Consider the following 16,583-nt stretch of genomic DNA (forward strand, 5'->3'; position numbering starts at 1 on the left):
ATATTTTCCGATTCAACCCCCTTGACAGCAAGGAGAATTCGTCATGCTCCTTCCCCTGGCCGCAGAGCCCTACACCGCTCCGACCGACCGGGACATGCTTCCCTCCGAGCGACGCGAGTTCGTGCGCACGCATCGCACCTGCGTGTTCGGCTACCGTCGCCGCACCGACGGCCCGGCCATGTCGGTCGTGTACTACATCCCCACCGACACCGACGAATTGCTCGTCTCCACCATGGCCGGCAGGGGCAAGGCCCGCGTCGTCGAACGTGACGGCAAAGTGAGCCTGTGCGTCCTCGACGAGCGGTGGCCGTTCGCCTACCTGCAGGTCTACGCCGACGCCACCGTCGAGGAAAACCTGGATCTGGCGGTCGACGTGATGCTGGCGGTCGCCGGCCGAATGTCCGGCCAGCCACTCGGCGACGAAGCCCGCCCGCACATCCAGGCGATGTGCGAACGCGAGAACCGCGTCGTCATCCGGTGCCGGCCCTACTCCACCTACGCGACGCCCCCGCGCCACCTGCACCGCAACGACCAGGCCTCGGAGCTGAGCCACTGGGTGTCCGGTGTAATGCCCTGGGACGCAGCCGATCCCGCGGGTGTTGATTACCCCGCGTAGCGATCCCGCAGTTTGGTCAGCGTCGCCTCGATCCCCGAGCCGTTCGCCTTGGCGAAACCCATCCGCTCGTAGTACTTCAGCTTGTTCTTGAGCGCACCGGCATCGCGGTAGTCGAACGTCTCGGTGACCTGCGTCAGGGTCGGTGAGAGCGCCTCGAATTCCCACCGCCAGCGGTGCCCCAACGGGTGGCGCCATTCGATCACTTCGTTCGGCGTCAGCGCGGTGATCGTGCTGGTGATGCGGTAGGGCAAACCGAACATCTTCATGCTCGTCGAAAACTTCGAGCCCTCAAGGAGTTGCGGTGGCATGGTGATGTTGTCGCGCACCGTGCCCGACCCGTCGAGTTCGTGGTGACGCCGCGGGTCGGCGACGATGGCGTACAGCTCGGCCGCCGGGGCGGCCACCTGGACTCTGCGGCTCACCTGGCGGGGCCCCCGGTCGACGACGGTGACGGTCATTGCGATCTCCTTTCCGCTAACCGGCAGCGTAATCCCGTTCAGTTCCGCGGCTCGGGGATGTTCGGATCCCACACCGGCGACGGCTCGAAACGCGCCGGCCAGAAGCCGGATTTGGTCAACCGCGCGATCTCTTCGCGCAACACGATCCCGATCTTCGCCGCGAATTCGCGGGGCAGCTCCAGCGCCGCGGTGGCGGCCACGCCCAGCTGGTGGTTGATCCGGGGTTCGCAGATCGACGTCCACCGCAGCCGTCCGGCCTCCACGTCGGCGCCGCACGCTGCCATCGGCAGCACAGCGTAGCCGAGCCCCGCCTCGACCAGATGCTTGGACACCTCCACCGAATCGGTCGAAAAGCGGGCCGTGATGGCGACTTTGAGCCGTAGCGCGGTGTTCTCCAACGTGTTTCGGATGCCGGTCAGCGCGGTGGGCATGACGAGCGGTAGCTTGGCGAGCTCGGTGAAGCGGATCGGGTTGGCGGGCGAGAGCTCCGACGCGGGGCCGCCGACCAGCACGAGGTCCTCGACGACCAGGTGCCGGTAGAAGAGCCGGTCATCGGAGACCGGGTTGATCACCGCGAGGTCGATCGCGCCTTTGAGCAGGCGCTGCACCAGATCGTCGGTCTCGGCCACGGCGACGTGGACATGGACATTCGGGAACGCGGCACCCAGGCTGGCCACCAGTGGCGCCGCCAGGACGCCGGCGGCGGTGGGTGCCATGCCGAACAGCAGTCCGCGCTCGATGCGCGCCAACGGCGATCCTGCATACCGGACGGCGAGCTCGAGCTGGCGCAGCGGAGCGGCGGTCGAGGAGCGCAGCCGTTCGCCCTCCTCGGTGAGATGCACACCCCGCCGGGTCCGCTCGAACAGGGTGATGCCGAGGTCCTCCTCCAGCAGCCGGATCTGGCGACTCAGCGCCGGCTGGGCAACGCCCAGCACCGCGGCCGCGCGGGTGATCGAGCCTTCCTCCGCGATCCGCAGGAAGTACTTGAGGCGATGGGTGTCCATCGGCTCCACATCTACCAGCCATACAAATGCGGCATGACAAGTTTCCCGAATTGGTATTACCTGCTGGCCGTGAGGTGGCCATATGGTCAGCGAGGTGGGCCGGCGATGCCGTCCCGGTCTGGCTGAAGAGAGGACGACGATGACGGTTCAGGACGAACAGGACTGGGTGCAGCTGCTCGGGTTGGATCGCTTACCGGAGCACATCGTCGGCAAGCGCGTCACCGAACTGATGGACCTGTCCGGCAAGAAGGCCTTCGTCACCGGTGCCGGCGGCGACGGTCTGGGACAGGCCATCGCCAACCGGCTGGCCGGCTGCGGCGCCGAGGTCGCGCTCATCGGCCGCACCTTCGAGAAGGTCGAACGCCGCGCCAAGGAGGTCGAGCAGCGCTGGGGGGTGCGGGCAATCCCCGTCAAGGCGGACATGTCCGACTGGGATCAGGTGCACGGCGCGGTGGCACAAGCCCAGGGCGAACTCGGTGGCCTCGACATCATGGTCAACAACCCGGTGATGGTGGCCGCGGGTCCGTTCGAGAAGCAGACCAAAGACGACATCGACTACACGGTGCTGGGCAGCCTGACGATGATGATGTACGGGGCGCACGCCGCGCTGCAGCACATGCTTGCCCAGGGCTCGGGGAAGATCATCAACATCGGGTCGGTCGGCGGCCGCATCCAGCAGCGCGGCCTGGTCGTGTACAACGCGTGCAAGGCCGGGGTCATCGGGTTTACCCGTAACCTCGCTCACGAGGTCGCGCTGCGCGGCGTCAACGTGTTGGGCGTGGCGCCGGGCATCATGATCAAGCCGGAGATGCGGCAGTACTTGCTCGATCCTCAGGACGACAAGCAGCGCGCCGGCCGCGGCGCCATCCAGGAAGCGATCACCCACCAGGTCCAGCTGGGGCGCGCGTCGCTGCCCGAGGAAGCCGCGAACATGGTCGCGTTCCTGGCCTCCGAGGCGGCCGATTACCTGTGCGGACAGACCATCGACGTCGCCGGCGGGCAGTGGATGGGATGACTGCTGCTACAGCGTCTTTCACGAGGGAGAACCCGTGTTGACACCCGGTGAGCTGATGGAGGAGGCCGCGGCGCGGACCGGCCTCGCCGACTTCGGCGACGACTCCTTCACCGAGGGACTGGACGTCCTGCTGTGCGCGTTGCGCGACGAGGCGCACCTGAACGATCATGGGAAAGCGTTTCTGCGCCAACGCCTCTCGGGATATCTCTCGCAGCGGCTACAGGTCGAGGACTGGTTTCGGCGGCACCCGGAGATCGGTGACGTGCCCATCCGCGCACCGCTGGTGGGCTTGGGCTTGCCCCGGACCGGATCCACCGCGCTGTCGATGCTGCTGGCCCAGGATCCCGACGTGCGGTACCTGCGCGGGTGGGAGTCGACGCAACCCTGTCCGCCGCCGTCGACGGTGCGGGGCGTTGATCCCCGCGTCCCGGCCGACAAGGGCGAGATGGTCGGCACCCGTCGCCACGTCCCCGGCGACACGCATGGGCCGATGGAGTGCCACGAACTGATGGCGCTCGACTTCAAGTCGCACATCTTCCAGTCGTTCGCCGAAATCCCCTCGTATTCAACGTGGCTGGTGGAGCACGCCGATCTCACCTCGACATTTCGCTATCAGCGGCGGGTGATGCAGCTGCTGCAATGGGGCGAACCGCAACGGCCGTGGCGATTGAAGTGCCCGTCGCACGTGTTGTGGCTCGACGCCGTGGACGCGGTGTTCCCGGACGCGCGCTTCGTGATGACCCATCGCGATCCCACCGACGTCTTGTTGTCCGTGGCCGATCTGTATGCCGACATCATCGGGACGTTCAACAGCCGGATCGACCGCCGCTACATCGGTCGGCTCAACGTCGAGCACTGGTCGCTGGGCATGGAGCGGGCGCTGCAGTTCCGCGCGGCCGGAGCGCAGGATCGCTTCTACGACATCGACTTTCGGGCCATGCAGGCTGACCCGGTCGGCGAGGTCGCCGGCCTGTACGCCTGGCTGGGCGCGCCGGTGTCCGACGAGTTCGATTCGCGGATGCACAGTTGGTGGGAGCACGCCGCCGCGGAGCGCGAGCCGAGCTCGCACGCCGACCCCGCGGAGTTCGGTATCGATTTCGAGGAGGTTCGGCCCCGGTTCGCGCGTTACGTGGATTGCGCGCGGCGGTGGACGCGGCACGCAAACGTAAGGAGTGAGAAGAGCAATGGCGGTTGACCTCACCGGCGGCATCGATCCGTCGCGGGAGTACGTGCTGGCGCAGCGCCCCGAGGATCCGGAGATGCGTGACTCGGTCAGTTTCTGGGTCGTCGATGATCGCGGCGAGATCGGCCTGCCGCGCGTGGGAATCGAGGCGGTGGGGGCCAATTGGGACTCGCACGACATCCAAGTCAACGCCGCGTTTCCCGACGGGCGGGTGTACCGGCTGCGCACCAACGGGCCGTCGCTGCCCGCCCGCGGCGCCGACGGGCGGGCAGTCGTGCTCGGCGCCGGCGGGCTGGCGTTCGAATGCCTCGAACCCTTCGGCACCTGGACGATGTCGTATGACGGGCCGGCCGTGCAGACCTCGTCGGCCGACCTGGTGGCCGGCAAGAAGGACGGCCCGACGGTCGACATCGGCTTCCGCGTCGAGGCGAAGATGGCGGTGCCCCCGTGGGTCCAGGGCACGCTGCAAGCCGACGCCGACACCCAGCTGAAGACCACCGCGGTCGGCGAAATCATGGGCGGGCCGCGGTACGAGCAATTATTCACCGCCACAGGGGAATTCCAGGCCCCCGGGGAACGCCACACGTTCACCGGGAGCGGCCTGCGGATCCGTCGCACCGGGGTGCGCAAGCTCGCCGGTTTCTGGGGACACTGCTGGCAGTCGGCCGTGTTCGGCAGCGGCCGCGCCTTCGGCTACATCGCCTACCCGCCGCGCGCCGACGGCCAGCCCACCTTCAACGAGGGATTCATCTTCACCGGTGACGGCGGCCTCGTCCCGGCGCGGGCGGTGCGGGCGCCGTGGCTCACCCGCCTGCGACCACTCGGCGAGGACGCATCGCTGGTGCTGGAGACCGCCGCAGGCCTCGTCGAAATCTCCGGCGAGACAGTGTTTTCCACACACGATGTCCACCACGACGACGACATGTACTCCATGCACGCCCTCAAACAGGAGATGGCCGAGTTTCCCGCCGTCCAGCAGGCCGGCGTGCGCTACCGATGGGACGGCGAAGAAACGTACGGCATGCTGGAACGCTCCAACCCGCTCGACAAGATCGCGCGCGACTGAAGGGAAGCGACACCACACATGAGCCAGTCACTTTCGGGAAAGGTCGCGCTGATCACCGGCGCCGCGCGCGGGCAGGGCAGGGCACACGCCGTGCGCCTTTCGGCCGAGGGCGCCGACATCATCGCGGTCGATCTCGCCGGGCCGCTGCCGCCGAGCGTCCCCTACGACTCGCCGACGCCCGACGATCTGGCCGAAACCGCAACGCTGGTGAGCGCCAACGGACGGCGGATCGTCACGGCCGAGGCCGACATTCGCGACTTGGACGCGCTGTCCGCCACCGTGCACGAGGCGGTCGGCGAGCTGGGCCGGCTCGACGTCATCGTCGCCAACGCCGGGATCTGCAGCCCCGCGCCCTGGGATCAGATCAGCGCACAGGCGTTCCGGGACACCATCGACACCAACGTGATCGGCACCTGGAACACCGTGATGGCGGGGGTGCGGCACATCATCGACGGCGGCCGCGGCGGGTCGATCATCCTGATCGGCTCGGCGGCCGGCATCAAGATGCAGTCGTTCATGATCCACTACACCGCAAGCAAACACGCCGTCGTGGGCATGGCGCGCGCGTTCGCCGCCGAGCTCGGCCGGTACAACATTCGCGTCAACAGCCTCAACCCCGGCGCCGTCGCCACCCCGATGGGCACCGGCCGGATGCGCCAAGCGCTGCAGGCCGCCGCCGACGACTACCCGCACCTGCGCGGCATGCACAAACCGCTACTGCCCGAGGGCATTGCGCAGCCGGAGGACATCGCCGACGCCGTCGCGTGGCTGGCCTCCGACCAATCCAGATTGGTGACCGCGACCCAGGTTTCGGTCGACATCGGCGTCGGGTACGTGTGATGCGCGGCCTGGCCGGCAAGACATTCGTGGTCGCGGGCGGCGCCACCGGGATCGGTGCGGCCACCGCCGAACGCCTTGCCTCCGAAGGCGCCCGCGTGGCCGTCGGCGACAACAACATCGCGGGCGCCACCGCGACCGCCGAGCGGATCGAGGCGGCCGGCGGCAGGGCGATCGCCGTCGAATTCGACCTTGCGGACGAACAATCCGTGCGGCGCCTCGTCGAGGCGACGCTGGACGAGTTCGGGAGCATCGACGGCCTGCACAACGTGGGCGCCGACCTGGCCGAGGACAACCTGGGACGCGACACCACCATTCTCGATACCGAGCTGGACGTCTGGCAACGCACGCTCGACGTCAACCTGATGGGGTACGTCCGCACGATCCGGGCGGTCCTGCCGCACCTGCTCGCCCGGGGCGGGGGCAGCATCGTGAACACCTCGTCGGGCGCGGCCCTGGGCAGCGACCCCATGCACGTCGCCTACGGCGCCTCGAAGGCGGCGGTGAATCACCTGACCCGCCACGTGGCCGTCAATTGGGGCAAACACAACATCCGCAGCAACGGCGTCATGCCCGGCCTGGTGATGGGCGAAACCCAGGAGCGGCAGAACGACGTCGCGCTCCAGCAGGCCTTCCTGACATTCGGCAAGACCAGCCGGCTGGGCAGGCCGGACGACCTCGCGGCGATCACCGCGTTCCTGCTTTCCGGCGAGGCCGAGTGGATCACCGGCCAGGTGTGGTACATCGGCGGCGGGTCACACCTGCGGCAGTAGCCCGAACCGCCGGGCAGGCAGAATGGTGGGGTCAAGACTGCAGCGGGGTATCGAGAAGGAGCGGCATGCCCACCAGCGAATATCAGGTGAGCGGGATGAGCTGCGGGCACTGCGAGGCCGCCGTCCGCAGCGAGGTCGCCCAGATCCCCGGCGTCGACGGCGTGACGGTCAGCGCCGACACCGGCCGGCTCGTCGTCACGAGCGCGCTGCCCATCGACGCGGACGCCGTCCTCATCGCGGTCGACGAGGCCGGCTACGAGGCCGTTCTGGTCGCATGAGCACGCCCCCACGGCATGCCGACGAGGGCACCCTCCCCGAGGACACGTCGGCCGCCACCTCCCCCATCGAGCTCGAGATCACCGGAATGACCTGCGCCGCCTGCGCGGCCCGGATCGAAAAGAAACTCAACAAGCTCGACGGCGTCGCCGCCACTGTCAACTACGCGACCGAGAAGGCCGCCGTCAGCGCCCCCGCCGGGTACGAACCGCGGATCCTGATCGCCGAGATCGAAAAGGCCGGCTACGCGGCGGCCGTGGCGCGACGCTCGCCGGTGCGCGACGTTGAGCTGACGTCGCTGCGCCGTCGGCTGATCGCCGCCGCCGTGCTGGCCGTCCCGGTGATCGCCATGGCCATGGTTCCCGCGTGGCAGTTTCACCACTGGCATTGGGTATCGCTGGCGTTGACCGCGCCGGTCGTCGCGTGGTGCGGGCTGCCCTTCCACGCAGCCGCCTGGGCCAACCTCAAACACGGCGCCGCCACCATGGACACCCTGGTCTCGATCGGGACCCTGGCCGCATTCCTGTGGTCCCTCTACGCGCTGTTCCTCGGGACGGCCAGCGAGCCGGGTATGCAGCACGCCTTCGAGTTCACCGTTGGCCGCGATGACGCGCCGTGCCACGTCTACTTCGAGGTGGCCGCCGGCGTGACGCTGTTCGTTCTGGCCGGCCGGTACTTCGAGAAGCGGGCCAAGCGGTCCGCCGGGGACGCGCTGCGCGCGCTGGTGGCGCTGGGCGCCAAGGACGTCGGGGTACTGCGCCCCGACATTCAAGGCGCCGAGACCCGCATCCCGATCGAGCGGCTGGCGGTCGGCGACGAATTCGTCGTACGTCCCGGCGAAAGGATCGCCACCGACGGGGTCGTCGTCGCGGGTTCCTCGGCCGTCGACGCCTCGATGCTGACCGGCGAGTCCGTGCCCGTCGAGGTCGGCGAGGGCGACGCGGTCACCGGCGGCACCGTCAACGCCGGCGGCCGGCTTGTCGTGCGCGCCACCGGGATTGGCGACGACACCCAGCTGGCGCAGATGGCCAAACTCGTCGAGCGGGCCCAATCCGGCAAGGCCCGGGTGCAGCGGCTCGCCGACCGCGTCTCGGCCGTGTTCGTTCCCGTCGTCCTGGTGCTCGCGGTCGCAACCCTGTGCGGCTGGCTCGCGGCGGGCTTCTCGCCCACCACCGCGCTGACGGCGGCCGTCGCGGTGCTGATCATCGCCTGCCCATGCGCGATGGGCCTCGCGACTCCGACCGCGCTCCTGGTCGGCACCGGCCGGGCGGCCCAGCTCGGCGTCCTCATCCAGGGGCCCGAAGTGCTGGAGTCCACCCGGCGGATCGACACGATCGTGCTCGACAAGACCGGCACCGTCACCACCGGCCGGATGATCCTGGTCGACGTGATCGCCGGGGCGGGAACCGACCGCGCCACGCTGTTGCGCTACGCCGGCGCCCTGGAAGCGGCCTCCGAACACCCCGTCGCGCGGGCCATCGCCCGGGCCGCCACGGCGCAACTCGGCGCGCTGCCCGCGCCCGCCGACTTCACGGGAGTCCACGGCATGGGCGTGCACGGCACGGTCGACGGTCACGCCGTCGTCGTCGGGCGCGCGAGCCTGCTGAGCGAGCGCGGTGTGCGCCTCGACCCCGCGCTCACGGCGGCCAAAACCGGCGCCGAGGCCGAGGGCAGGACGGCCGTCGCCGTCGGCTGGGACGGCGTGGCCCGCGGGCTCCTGGTGGTCGCCGACACCGTCAAACCGACCAGCGGCGAAGCCGTCCGCCAATTCCGGCGACTCGGCCTGACCCCGGTGCTGCTCACCGGCGACAACCACACCGTCGCCGGCCGCATCGCCGACGAACTCGGGATCGGCCAGGTGATCTCCGAGGCGCTGCCCGCCGACAAGGTCGCAGCCGTCAAACGTTTGCAAGCCGGGGGCAAGGTGGTCGCCATGGTCGGCGATGGTGTCAACGACGCCGCCGCACTGGCCGCCGCCGATCTGGGCCTGGCAATGGGCGCCGGCACCGATGTCGCGATCGAGGCGGCCGACCTCACCGTCATCCGCGACGACCTGCGCGCGGCCACCGAGGCGATCCGGCTCTCCCGCCGGACGCTTTCCACCATCAAGGCCAACCTGGTGTGGGCGTTCGGCTACAACCTCGCCGCGATCCCCCTCGCCGCGCTGGGCATGCTCAACCCGATGCTGGCCGGCGCGGCCATGGCGCTCTCCAGCGTTCTCGTCGTCGGCAACAGCCTGCGGCTGCGCGCGTTCACCAGTGTCATCACCGACCCGTGAACCGGGCCCAGCGTTGGGCCGGCGGGCCGCGATCGTATGGGATAGTGGGTCCGGCCGCCGTCTGCCAAGACCCCCACCGGCCCTGTGGCATTCACCGCACCCTCGCACAGCGATCGAACTAGCAAAGGTCACGACCGTTGGAGCAGTTCTTCGGGCAACTGTCCCTGCTACATGGCTGGTTTCCGCCGGCCGTGCAGGGCCTGGCGTTACTCGTGCTGATCGTCGCCATCCAATGGCGCGCGCGAAGCTGGCTCAAGCGGGTGCTGCCCGTGGCGTTGATCGCCGCCGTCGCCGTGACCGTGCTGTCGCGGTGGTACATCACATCGCTCGGGGTGGCCGGGGACCCGGCGCCGACGACGCTGTGGTTGTGGATCGCGATGACCGGCCTGGCCGCCGCGGTGTTCCTGGTGGGTTGGCGGGGCGTGCGCTGGTGGCGCCGCGGACTCGCGGTGCTGTCGATACCGCTGTGCGTCCTGTGCGCGGGCATGGCACTGAACGGCTGGGTGGGCTACTTCCCCACCGCGCTCGCCGCGTGGAATCAGCTGACATCGGTGCCGTTGCCCGACCAGATCGACCGGCTGCGGGTCACCGAGATGCAGATCGCGGGGACGAGGCCGACCAAGGGCGTCGTGGTGCCGGTCGACATCGACGCCTCCGCCTCCCACTTCGCTCACCGGCGCGAGTTGGTCTACCTGCCCCCGGCATGGTTCAACAGCAATCCCCCGCCGCGGCTGCCGGCCGTGATGATGGTCAGCTCGGCCTTCAACACCCCGGCCGACTGGCTGGGCCCCGGCGGTGCCTTCACCGCCGTCGACAACTTCGCCGCCGCACATCACGGGTTCTCGCCGGTGCTGGTGTTCGTCGATCCGACCGGCTCGTTCGACAACGACACCGAGTGCGTCAACGGCCCCCGCGGCAACGCCGCCGACCACCTGGCCAAGGACGTCATCCCGTTCACGGTGTCGAACTTCGGCGTCAGCGCGGATCGCGCCAACTGGGGCGTCGCCGGCTGGTCGATGGGCGGTACCTGCGCCGTCGACCTGGCCGTCATGCATCCGGAGCTGTTCAGCGCGTTCGTGGACATCGCGGGCGACCGCGGCCCCAATGTCGGCTCCAAAGACCAATCCGTCGCCCGGCTGTTCGACGGGAACGAGGCCGCGTGGGCCGCCTTCGACCCGGTCACCGTCATGACGAAGCACGGTCACTACGCCGACCTGTCCGGATGGTTCGACGTGCCCGTCTCCTCGGCACCGCACAACGTCGCCGGACAAGCCGGCCCCACGCTCGCCGCCTCCAGCACCGATTCGGCCGATGCGGCCGCCAACCCCGAGGGCCAGGACGCCGCCGCGAGGTCGCTGTGCGCGGTCGGCACCGCCCATGGCATCGTGTGTGCGGTGGTCACCCAGGAGGGTAAGCACGATTGGCCGTTTGCCGCCCAGGCGTTTGCCACCGCCCTGCCGTGGCTGGCCTCTACGCTCGGAACTCCGGACGCCGAACCCGTGCAATTGCCGCACGGCGGCGCCGGCGAACCGCATTAATTGCCGCTGGTCATTCGCCTTCGGTGGCCGCGATGGCCGCCGCCGAGAATTGACAGCTGACCCTCCCGTAACGCAGCCGACTTATCGGGCCTGCGAATGGTACGGTTCGCTGCTGTGGCCTCGGTGTTTTGCGCTAACGGCGGTCCTTGCGGGGACGCGCTTGCGACGCAACGCGCCATCATCCAATTTCGAATAACCGGTCCGAATTCGCCATTCGTGGGCCCGAGCTTCCCTTTGATCGACATCGCCGCGTCGCAGCCATGAATCGCCGCCAGTTCCTCGGATCTCTTGCCGCGTCGGTCGTTGCCGGCGTCGGGGCGGCGCGCCTCATCGTCGACCCGCAGCCGCGTACGTTCGCCCAGACGCCCGGGGTCGACATACCGACTTCCGGTCCGACCGCGCCGCAGGCGCTGCTGCCGCCCCCGCCGCTCAGCGCCCGCATCCCGCTGCCGGGCGGGGGCGCGCTGATGAAGATCCCCGGCGAGGGCGATCTGCTCGCGCTGACCGTCGACGACGGTGTGAACAGCGAAGTGGTGCGCGCCTACACGCAGTTCGCCAAGGACACCGGGGTGCGGCTGACGTATTTCGTGAACGGGGTCTATGACTCGTGGACCGAAAACTCCGAGCTGCTTCGGCCGTTGGTCGACAGCGGGCAGATCCAACTCGGTAACCACACCTGGTCACACCCGGACCTGACCACGCTGACCAAAGAGCAAGTCGCCGAACAGCTCTCGCGTAACGACGCGTTCTTGAAGAAGACGTACGGCATCGGCGCGAAACCGTACTGGCGCCCGCCCTACGCCAAGCGCAACGCCGCCGTGGATGCCGTGGCCGCCGACCTCGGTTACAAGGTCCCCACCCTGTGGTCGGGTTCGCTATCGGATTCGACGTTGATCACCGAGGACTACATCGTGCAGATGGCCGACCAGTACTTCACGCCCCAGGCCATCGTGATCGGACACCTCAATCATCTGCCCGTGACCCACGTCTATCCGCAGCTCGTCGACATCATCCGCGACCGAAACCTTCGCACCGTCACCCTCAACGACGTGTTCCTGAAGACGCCCTGACGGCGGCCGTCTGGCAATTCTCCGACCGGAATCACCGTTAAGGATCGGCCAATCTCTAAAAAATTAGAGATTGCTCTTCCGCTGGCGGGCGGTCCATTGTTACCGTTCCGTAATGCATCGGGGCGGGGGCGTTTTAACAGTACTGCTGATAATTGCGTCGGCACTGGTGGGAGCCGGAATTGCACGCGCCGACGGCGGGGACGAGCCACAGTACGCGGACTTTTACGCCGCGCCGGATCCGCTGCCACCCGGCCAACCCGGCGACCTGATCCGCGCCGAGCCGTCGCGACTGGTGCTCGAACCGTCGGGCCAACTGGGCGCGATCATGGCGACCGGCACGCGGATCATGTATCGCAGCACGGACACCCGGGGGAACCCGATCGCGGTGACGGGCACCTACTTCGAGCCCTACAACGACTGGCCCGGCGGCGGGCCGCGCCCGTTGATCAGTTACGCACCGGGCACCCAGGGGCAGGGCAATCAGTGTGCGCCGTCGCGAATGTTCAACCAGGGCATCCACTATTCGGGTGGCTGGGACATCATGTTCAACTACGAGGAGCTGTTCGTCGCCACCATGGTCGCGCGTGGGTTCGCCATCGTGATGACCGACTACGAGGGCCTGGGCACCGCGCCCATGCACACGTATGTGGGCCGGGTGGCCGAGGGACAGGCCGTGCTCGACGCCGCCCGCGCCGCCATGCGGCTGCCCGACACGTCGCTGGATCCGCATGGGCCGGTGGCGTTTTGGGGCTATTCGCAGGGCGGCGGCGCGACGGCGTCGGCGGCCGAGCTCGCCTCGCAGTACGCCCCCGAGCTGCATATCGTGGGCACCTACGCCGGGGCGCCGCCCGCCAACCTCAAGGAACTGCTGCCCTATGCCGACGGCAGCGCGTTGGTCGGCGTCGTCGGATACGCGCTCAACAGCGTGATGGCCGCCTACCCGGAATTCGCCGACACCATCCGCTCCAAGATGACCCCGCGCGGGTTGGCGATGCTGGAATCGGTATCGCGCCAGTGCGTCGGGCAGACCTTGCTGGACTTCATGTTTCGCCACATCCAGCCCTACTTCACCGAGGACATCAATCAATTGGTGAACGAGGAGCCGTTCAGCAGCCTGTTCGAGGCGCAGCGGATCGGGCGCTACAAACCCAACGCGCCGGTGCTGATCAACAGCAACCGCTACGACCCGCTGGTGCCGTGGACCGCGGCCAACCAACTCGGCCGCGACTGGTGCGCCCAGGACGCCGACGTCGAATTCCGCTCCAATGAGGAGCCACCCTTCCTCAACAAGCTCGTCATCAACCACGCGCTGCCGATGCTGGTCGACGGCGAACCGGCGATGCAGTGGATCGCGGCCCGTTTCAACGGGGAGCCGACCACACCGAACTGCGGACAGTTCTAAAGCGGGGCCGAGGTCGGCGCCGATAAACTGGGCGTATCGCTGCACGCAGAAAGCACAACGCGCCCGAGCGGCGCCGCCAACTCACTGACGCCGCGATCGAATTGCTGGGCGGCAACGGGGTGCACGGCGTCAGTCACCCGAAAGTCGACGAGCACGCCGGCGTGCCGGCGGGCACCACATCGTTCTACTTCAGGACCCGCAAGGCGCTGGTGCACGCCATGGCCACCCGCCTGTCCGAACTCGACGTCGCCGACTTTTCGATGATGGCCGAGCTGGCCGAGGACCACGCCACCCAGTTCACCGGCACCGCGGGGCTGGCCCGCATCGTCATGTACGTGAACAGCGAACCGTGGCTGACCCGCGCCAAGGCCCGCTACGAGCTGGCGCTGCTGGCCGGCCGAGACCCGGAACTGGCTGCGGTGCTGAGTGAGTCGGCGGACCGCCTCTACGCCCTGGCCCGCGACGTCGTCACCCAATGGCACCCCGAGGGCAGCACCCCGGACCCGGCGTTGGTCGACGACCAGGCGATCGCCACCCTGGCTTTCATCAACGGAATCATGCTGACCTTCGTCGCGGGTCAGCCCTCCGTCGGCGACCCCGAGCACCTCGACCGGCTCATCCAGGGCGTCATCGCCGGCGTCGCGCACGTCCGCGGTGACTGACCGCCTCGTCAGCGCGTGTCGAACATGCCGTCGATGAGCCGGTGCAAAACCTCGCGGGTCTCTCGGCGGGTGCGGTCCGGGTCATCGGCGGTCGCGATGACCATCGCCGCCTCGTCGAGCGCGCCGATCAGCACGTGCGCGAGCGGCCGCACCGGTTGCTCGGCCAACTCGCCGGCCCGGATCGCCTCGGTGAGCATCTGCTCGGTCATGCCCAGGCTGTACCGCTGCGCGACGTCGCGGAACGCCGCCCAGCCGAGCACGCTCGGCGCGTCCAGCAGGATCAGTTGCCGCACTTCGGGATCGGCGGACACCTCGAGCCACGCATCGACCGCGCCCCGGACGGCGGCCGTCGGCGTCGCCGCCCCCGATTCGGCGACCACCACGGCCATCCGCGCCATCACATCCTGCTCGACGACTTCGACGACCTCACGGAATAGCGTTGCCTTGTCGGCGAATTGGTGATACATCGCGCCCCGGGTGACCCCGGCGGCCGAGGCGATCTCGGGCGTGCCCACGTCCGCGTATCCCCGCAGGCCCCAGAGTTTGCGGGCAGCCGCGATCAGCGCTTCGCGGGTCGCCGCGGAGCGCTCCTCCTGGGTGCGTCTCTTGCTTTCCATACAACCTGTTGGTAACTTACGAACAGGCAGCCTGTTTGTAAGTGTATCTCTGACGTAGGAGTCCCATATGTCGACGATCGACATTAGTGCCGGAACCATCCATTACGAAGCAACCGGACCCGAGAACGGCAGGCCCGTCGTCTTCGTGCACGGGTACATGATGGGTGGCCAACTGTGGCGCCAGGTCAGCGAACGGCTGGCCGCCCGCGGCCTGCGGTGCATCGCCCCGACCTGGCCGCTGGGCGCGCACCCGGAGCCGCTGCGCCGCCGCGCCGATCGAACCATCACCGGCGTCGCCGGCATGGTCGCCGAGGCGCTCGACGCGCTCAACCTCGAAGACGTGGTGCTGGTCGGCAACGACACCGGCGGCGTCGTGACCCAGCTGGTGGCCGTGCACCACCGCGAGCGGCTTGGCGCGCTGGTACTCACGAGTTGCGATGCGTTCGAACACTTTCCACCGCCGATCCTCAAACCGGTGATCCTGGCGGCCAAGTCGAAGACGACGTTCCGGGCCGTCGCCCAGGCCATGCGGGTGCCGACCGTGCGCAAGCGCGCGTTCGACGGCCTCGCGCACCGCAACATCGACGACCTCACCGAACTCTGGGTGCGCCCGGCGCTGTCGCTGCCGGAGGTCGCCGAGGACCTGCGCCAGTTCACCCTCTCGATGCGCCCCGAGGTGACGACGACGGTGGCGGCCCGGCTCTGCGACTTCGACAAACCGACGCTCATCGCGTGGTCGGCCGACGACGTGTTCTTCGAGCAGGAGGACGGCGCGCGACTGGCGGCGACCATTCCCGACGCCCGCCTCGAGGTGATCGCCGGAGCCCGGACCTTCTCCATGATCGATCAACCCGACCACCTCGCCGATCTGCTGTCGACGGTCGCGGTGCGCACGTAAAGCCTTCTGCCTCGCGGCCGTAACGCCACGGCGAAAATTCGAGCGCGATTTCGCCGTGGCGTTACGCTCGCGGGCATGGAAAACATGCTGCGAGGCCGGCGAATCCTGGTGACCGGCGCCGCCACCGGAATCGGCGCCGCCGCCGTGGCGGTCCTGACCGAGGCGGGCGCCGAGGTCACCGCGACTTATCACCAGACCCCGCCGCCCCAAGGCCTCGCCGCCAAGTGGTTCCAGTGCGATGCGCGTGATCCCGACGGCATCTCGGCCACGGTCACCGACGCGGCGCAACACCTGGGCGGGCTCGACGTCCTGGTGAACGCCGCGGGGCTCTGGCAGGCGGGCATCCCCGGCTACATCGGCGCCGACGACATCTCCTTCCTGTTGGACACCAACGTCAAAGCGACCATCCTCACCAACCAGGCCGCCTACACCGTCATGAAGGAGCAAGACCCCACCGGCGGGCGGATCATCAACTTCGGCTCGTCGGAAGCCGTTATGGGCAGCCCGATCTCGGCCGTCTACGCCGCGACCAAGGGTGCCGTGCAGGCGTGGACCCGGTCGGCCGCCAAGGCCTGGGCCGCCGACAACGTCACCGTCAACGCCCTGGCGCCCGCCGTGCAGACGCCGGGCGCCGACCGGCTGCGGGAATTCCTCGGCCCGGACGCCGCGGCGCTCATCGACCAGCAGATGAAGATGATGATCCCGCTCGGCGGCACGCTGGGGGAGCCCGCCCGCGACCTCGGCCCGATGCTGGTCTTTCTGGCCGGGCCCGGATCGGGCTTCATCACCGGGCAACTGCTGGCGGTGGACGGCGGCCTGATGATGGTGGGCGGATAGGAGGCGCGCCGGCCGCGGCCGGGCCGCTACTATAAGACGGACCGTCTCGTCTC

17 protein-coding genes are annotated in these 16,583 nt (G+C 68.7%); 14 read left to right on the forward strand and 3 right to left on the reverse strand.

What is annotated here, in order from left to right; genetic code table 11:
- Positions 1 to 43 precede the first annotated feature (43 nt).
- A complete protein-coding gene (locus ACZ50Z_RS21965; protein ID WP_464485443.1) occupies positions 44 to 616 on the forward strand; it encodes a pyridoxamine 5'-phosphate oxidase family protein in 573 nt (190 codons plus the stop codon).
- On the opposite strand, the gene ACZ50Z_RS21970 is transcribed toward ACZ50Z_RS21965, so the two are convergent.
- Entirely contained in the window at positions 604 to 1,074 is a 471-nt protein-coding gene (locus ACZ50Z_RS21970) for an SRPBCC family protein (RefSeq protein WP_464485444.1), read from the reverse strand. The two genes, ACZ50Z_RS21965 and ACZ50Z_RS21970, sit on opposite strands and share 13 nt — an antisense overlap.
- A gap of 38 nt (positions 1,075 to 1,112) precedes the next feature.
- Entirely contained in the window at positions 1,113 to 2,078 is a 966-nt protein-coding gene (locus ACZ50Z_RS21975) for a LysR family transcriptional regulator (protein ID WP_464485445.1), read from the reverse strand.
- 139 nt (positions 2,079 to 2,217) lie between these two features.
- Here ACZ50Z_RS21975 and ACZ50Z_RS21980 point away from each other — a divergent pair, with 139 nt between their 5' ends.
- The 11 genes from ACZ50Z_RS21980 to ACZ50Z_RS22030 all read left to right on the forward strand — a co-directional run bounded on the left by ACZ50Z_RS21980 (position 2,218) and on the right by ACZ50Z_RS22030 (position 14,178).
- Positions 2,218 to 3,093, forward strand: a complete 876-nt coding sequence (locus ACZ50Z_RS21980; RefSeq protein WP_464485446.1) for an SDR family NAD(P)-dependent oxidoreductase — start codon at positions 2,218 to 2,220, stop codon at positions 3,091 to 3,093.
- A gap of 34 nt (positions 3,094 to 3,127) precedes the next feature.
- Positions 3,128 to 4,288, forward strand: coding sequence for a sulfotransferase family protein (locus tag ACZ50Z_RS21985; RefSeq protein WP_464485447.1), 1,161 nt, complete (start codon positions 3,128 to 3,130; stop codon positions 4,286 to 4,288).
- A complete protein-coding gene (locus ACZ50Z_RS21990; RefSeq protein WP_464485448.1) occupies positions 4,278 to 5,342 on the forward strand; it encodes a hypothetical protein in 1,065 nt (354 codons plus the stop codon). Before ACZ50Z_RS21985 ends, ACZ50Z_RS21990 begins: the two co-directional genes overlap by 11 nt.
- A gap of 18 nt (positions 5,343 to 5,360) precedes the next feature.
- Complete coding sequence (locus ACZ50Z_RS21995; RefSeq protein ID WP_464485449.1) at positions 5,361 to 6,182, forward strand: mycofactocin-coupled SDR family oxidoreductase; 822 nt, start codon at positions 5,361 to 5,363, stop codon at positions 6,180 to 6,182.
- On the forward strand, positions 6,182 to 6,952 hold the full coding sequence (locus ACZ50Z_RS22000) for an SDR family NAD(P)-dependent oxidoreductase (RefSeq protein WP_464485450.1): 771 nt from the start codon (positions 6,182 to 6,184) through the stop codon (positions 6,950 to 6,952). Before ACZ50Z_RS21995 ends, ACZ50Z_RS22000 begins: the two co-directional genes overlap by 1 nt.
- A 65-nt stretch (positions 6,953 to 7,017) precedes the next feature.
- Complete coding sequence (locus tag ACZ50Z_RS22005; RefSeq protein WP_464485451.1) at positions 7,018 to 7,230, forward strand: heavy-metal-associated domain-containing protein; 213 nt, start codon at positions 7,018 to 7,020, stop codon at positions 7,228 to 7,230.
- On the forward strand, positions 7,227 to 9,506 hold the full coding sequence (locus ACZ50Z_RS22010) for a heavy metal translocating P-type ATPase (protein WP_464485452.1): 2,280 nt from the start codon (positions 7,227 to 7,229) through the stop codon (positions 9,504 to 9,506). The genes ACZ50Z_RS22005 and ACZ50Z_RS22010 overlap by 4 nt, the downstream gene beginning before the upstream one ends.
- A 137-nt stretch (positions 9,507 to 9,643) precedes the next feature.
- On the forward strand, positions 9,644 to 11,044 hold the full coding sequence (locus tag ACZ50Z_RS22015) for an alpha/beta hydrolase (protein WP_464485453.1): 1,401 nt from the start codon (positions 9,644 to 9,646) through the stop codon (positions 11,042 to 11,044).
- A 260-nt stretch (positions 11,045 to 11,304) separates the two neighbouring features.
- Entirely contained in the window at positions 11,305 to 12,114 is an 810-nt protein-coding gene (locus ACZ50Z_RS22020; RefSeq protein ID WP_464485454.1) for a polysaccharide deacetylase family protein, read from the forward strand.
- A 112-nt stretch (positions 12,115 to 12,226) separates the two neighbouring features.
- Positions 12,227 to 13,516: a lipase family protein gene (locus ACZ50Z_RS22025; RefSeq protein ID WP_464485455.1), complete on the forward strand. Its 1,290-nt coding sequence runs from the start codon at positions 12,227 to 12,229 to the stop codon at positions 13,514 to 13,516.
- Positions 13,517 to 13,551: 35 nt separating this feature from the next.
- A complete protein-coding gene (locus ACZ50Z_RS22030; RefSeq protein ID WP_464486352.1) occupies positions 13,552 to 14,178 on the forward strand; it encodes a TetR/AcrR family transcriptional regulator in 627 nt (208 codons plus the stop codon).
- 8 nt (positions 14,179 to 14,186) lie between these two features.
- On the opposite strand, the gene ACZ50Z_RS22035 is transcribed toward ACZ50Z_RS22030, so the two are convergent.
- Entirely contained in the window at positions 14,187 to 14,795 is a 609-nt protein-coding gene (locus ACZ50Z_RS22035) for a TetR/AcrR family transcriptional regulator (protein WP_464485456.1), read from the reverse strand.
- Between the two features lie 67 nt (positions 14,796 to 14,862).
- Here ACZ50Z_RS22035 and ACZ50Z_RS22040 point away from each other — a divergent pair, with 67 nt between their 5' ends.
- Complete coding sequence (locus tag ACZ50Z_RS22040) at positions 14,863 to 15,693, forward strand: alpha/beta fold hydrolase (protein ID WP_464485457.1); 831 nt, start codon at positions 14,863 to 14,865, stop codon at positions 15,691 to 15,693.
- A gap of 75 nt (positions 15,694 to 15,768) precedes the next feature.
- Positions 15,769 to 16,530 carry an SDR family NAD(P)-dependent oxidoreductase gene (locus ACZ50Z_RS22045; RefSeq protein WP_464485458.1) on the forward strand — a complete coding sequence of 254 codons (762 nt, stop codon included), beginning with the start codon at positions 15,769 to 15,771 and terminating at the stop codon, positions 16,528 to 16,530.
- The last annotated feature ends 53 nt before the right edge of the window (positions 16,531 to 16,583 follow it).

This window comes from Mycobacterium sp. NTMscope_MAC_269 (assembly GCF_976985695.1).

Bases quoted from the DNA above. Each gene is read 5' to 3' on its own strand.
- ACZ50Z_RS22020 (WP_464485454.1), top strand. From the start codon at position 11,305: ATGAATCGCCGCCAGTTCCTCGGATCTCTTGCCGCGTCGGTCGTTGCC.
- ACZ50Z_RS22040 (WP_464485457.1), top strand. From the start codon at position 14,863: ATGTCGACGATCGACATTAGTGCCGGAACCATCCATTACGAAGCAACC.
- ACZ50Z_RS21965 (WP_464485443.1), top strand. From the start codon at position 44: ATGCTCCTTCCCCTGGCCGCAGAGCCCTACACCGCTCCGACCGACCGG.
- ACZ50Z_RS21975 (WP_464485445.1), bottom strand. From the start codon at position 2,078: ATGGACACCCATCGCCTCAAGTACTTCCTGCGGATCGCGGAGGAAGGC.
- ACZ50Z_RS22000 (WP_464485450.1), top strand. From the start codon at position 6,182: ATGCGCGGCCTGGCCGGCAAGACATTCGTGGTCGCGGGCGGCGCCACC.
- ACZ50Z_RS21980 (WP_464485446.1), top strand. From the start codon at position 2,218: ATGACGGTTCAGGACGAACAGGACTGGGTGCAGCTGCTCGGGTTGGAT.
- ACZ50Z_RS21995 (WP_464485449.1), top strand. From the start codon at position 5,361: ATGAGCCAGTCACTTTCGGGAAAGGTCGCGCTGATCACCGGCGCCGCG.
- ACZ50Z_RS21970 (WP_464485444.1), bottom strand. From the start codon at position 1,074: ATGACCGTCACCGTCGTCGACCGGGGGCCCCGCCAGGTGAGCCGCAGA.
- ACZ50Z_RS22035 (WP_464485456.1), bottom strand. From the start codon at position 14,795: ATGGAAAGCAAGAGACGCACCCAGGAGGAGCGCTCCGCGGCGACCCGC.
- ACZ50Z_RS22045 (WP_464485458.1), top strand. From the start codon at position 15,769: ATGGAAAACATGCTGCGAGGCCGGCGAATCCTGGTGACCGGCGCCGCC.
- ACZ50Z_RS22025 (WP_464485455.1), top strand. From the start codon at position 12,227: ATGCATCGGGGCGGGGGCGTTTTAACAGTACTGCTGATAATTGCGTCG.
- ACZ50Z_RS22005 (WP_464485451.1), top strand. From the start codon at position 7,018: ATGCCCACCAGCGAATATCAGGTGAGCGGGATGAGCTGCGGGCACTGC.
- ACZ50Z_RS21990 (WP_464485448.1), top strand. From the start codon at position 4,278: ATGGCGGTTGACCTCACCGGCGGCATCGATCCGTCGCGGGAGTACGTG.
- ACZ50Z_RS22010 (WP_464485452.1), top strand. From the start codon at position 7,227: ATGAGCACGCCCCCACGGCATGCCGACGAGGGCACCCTCCCCGAGGAC.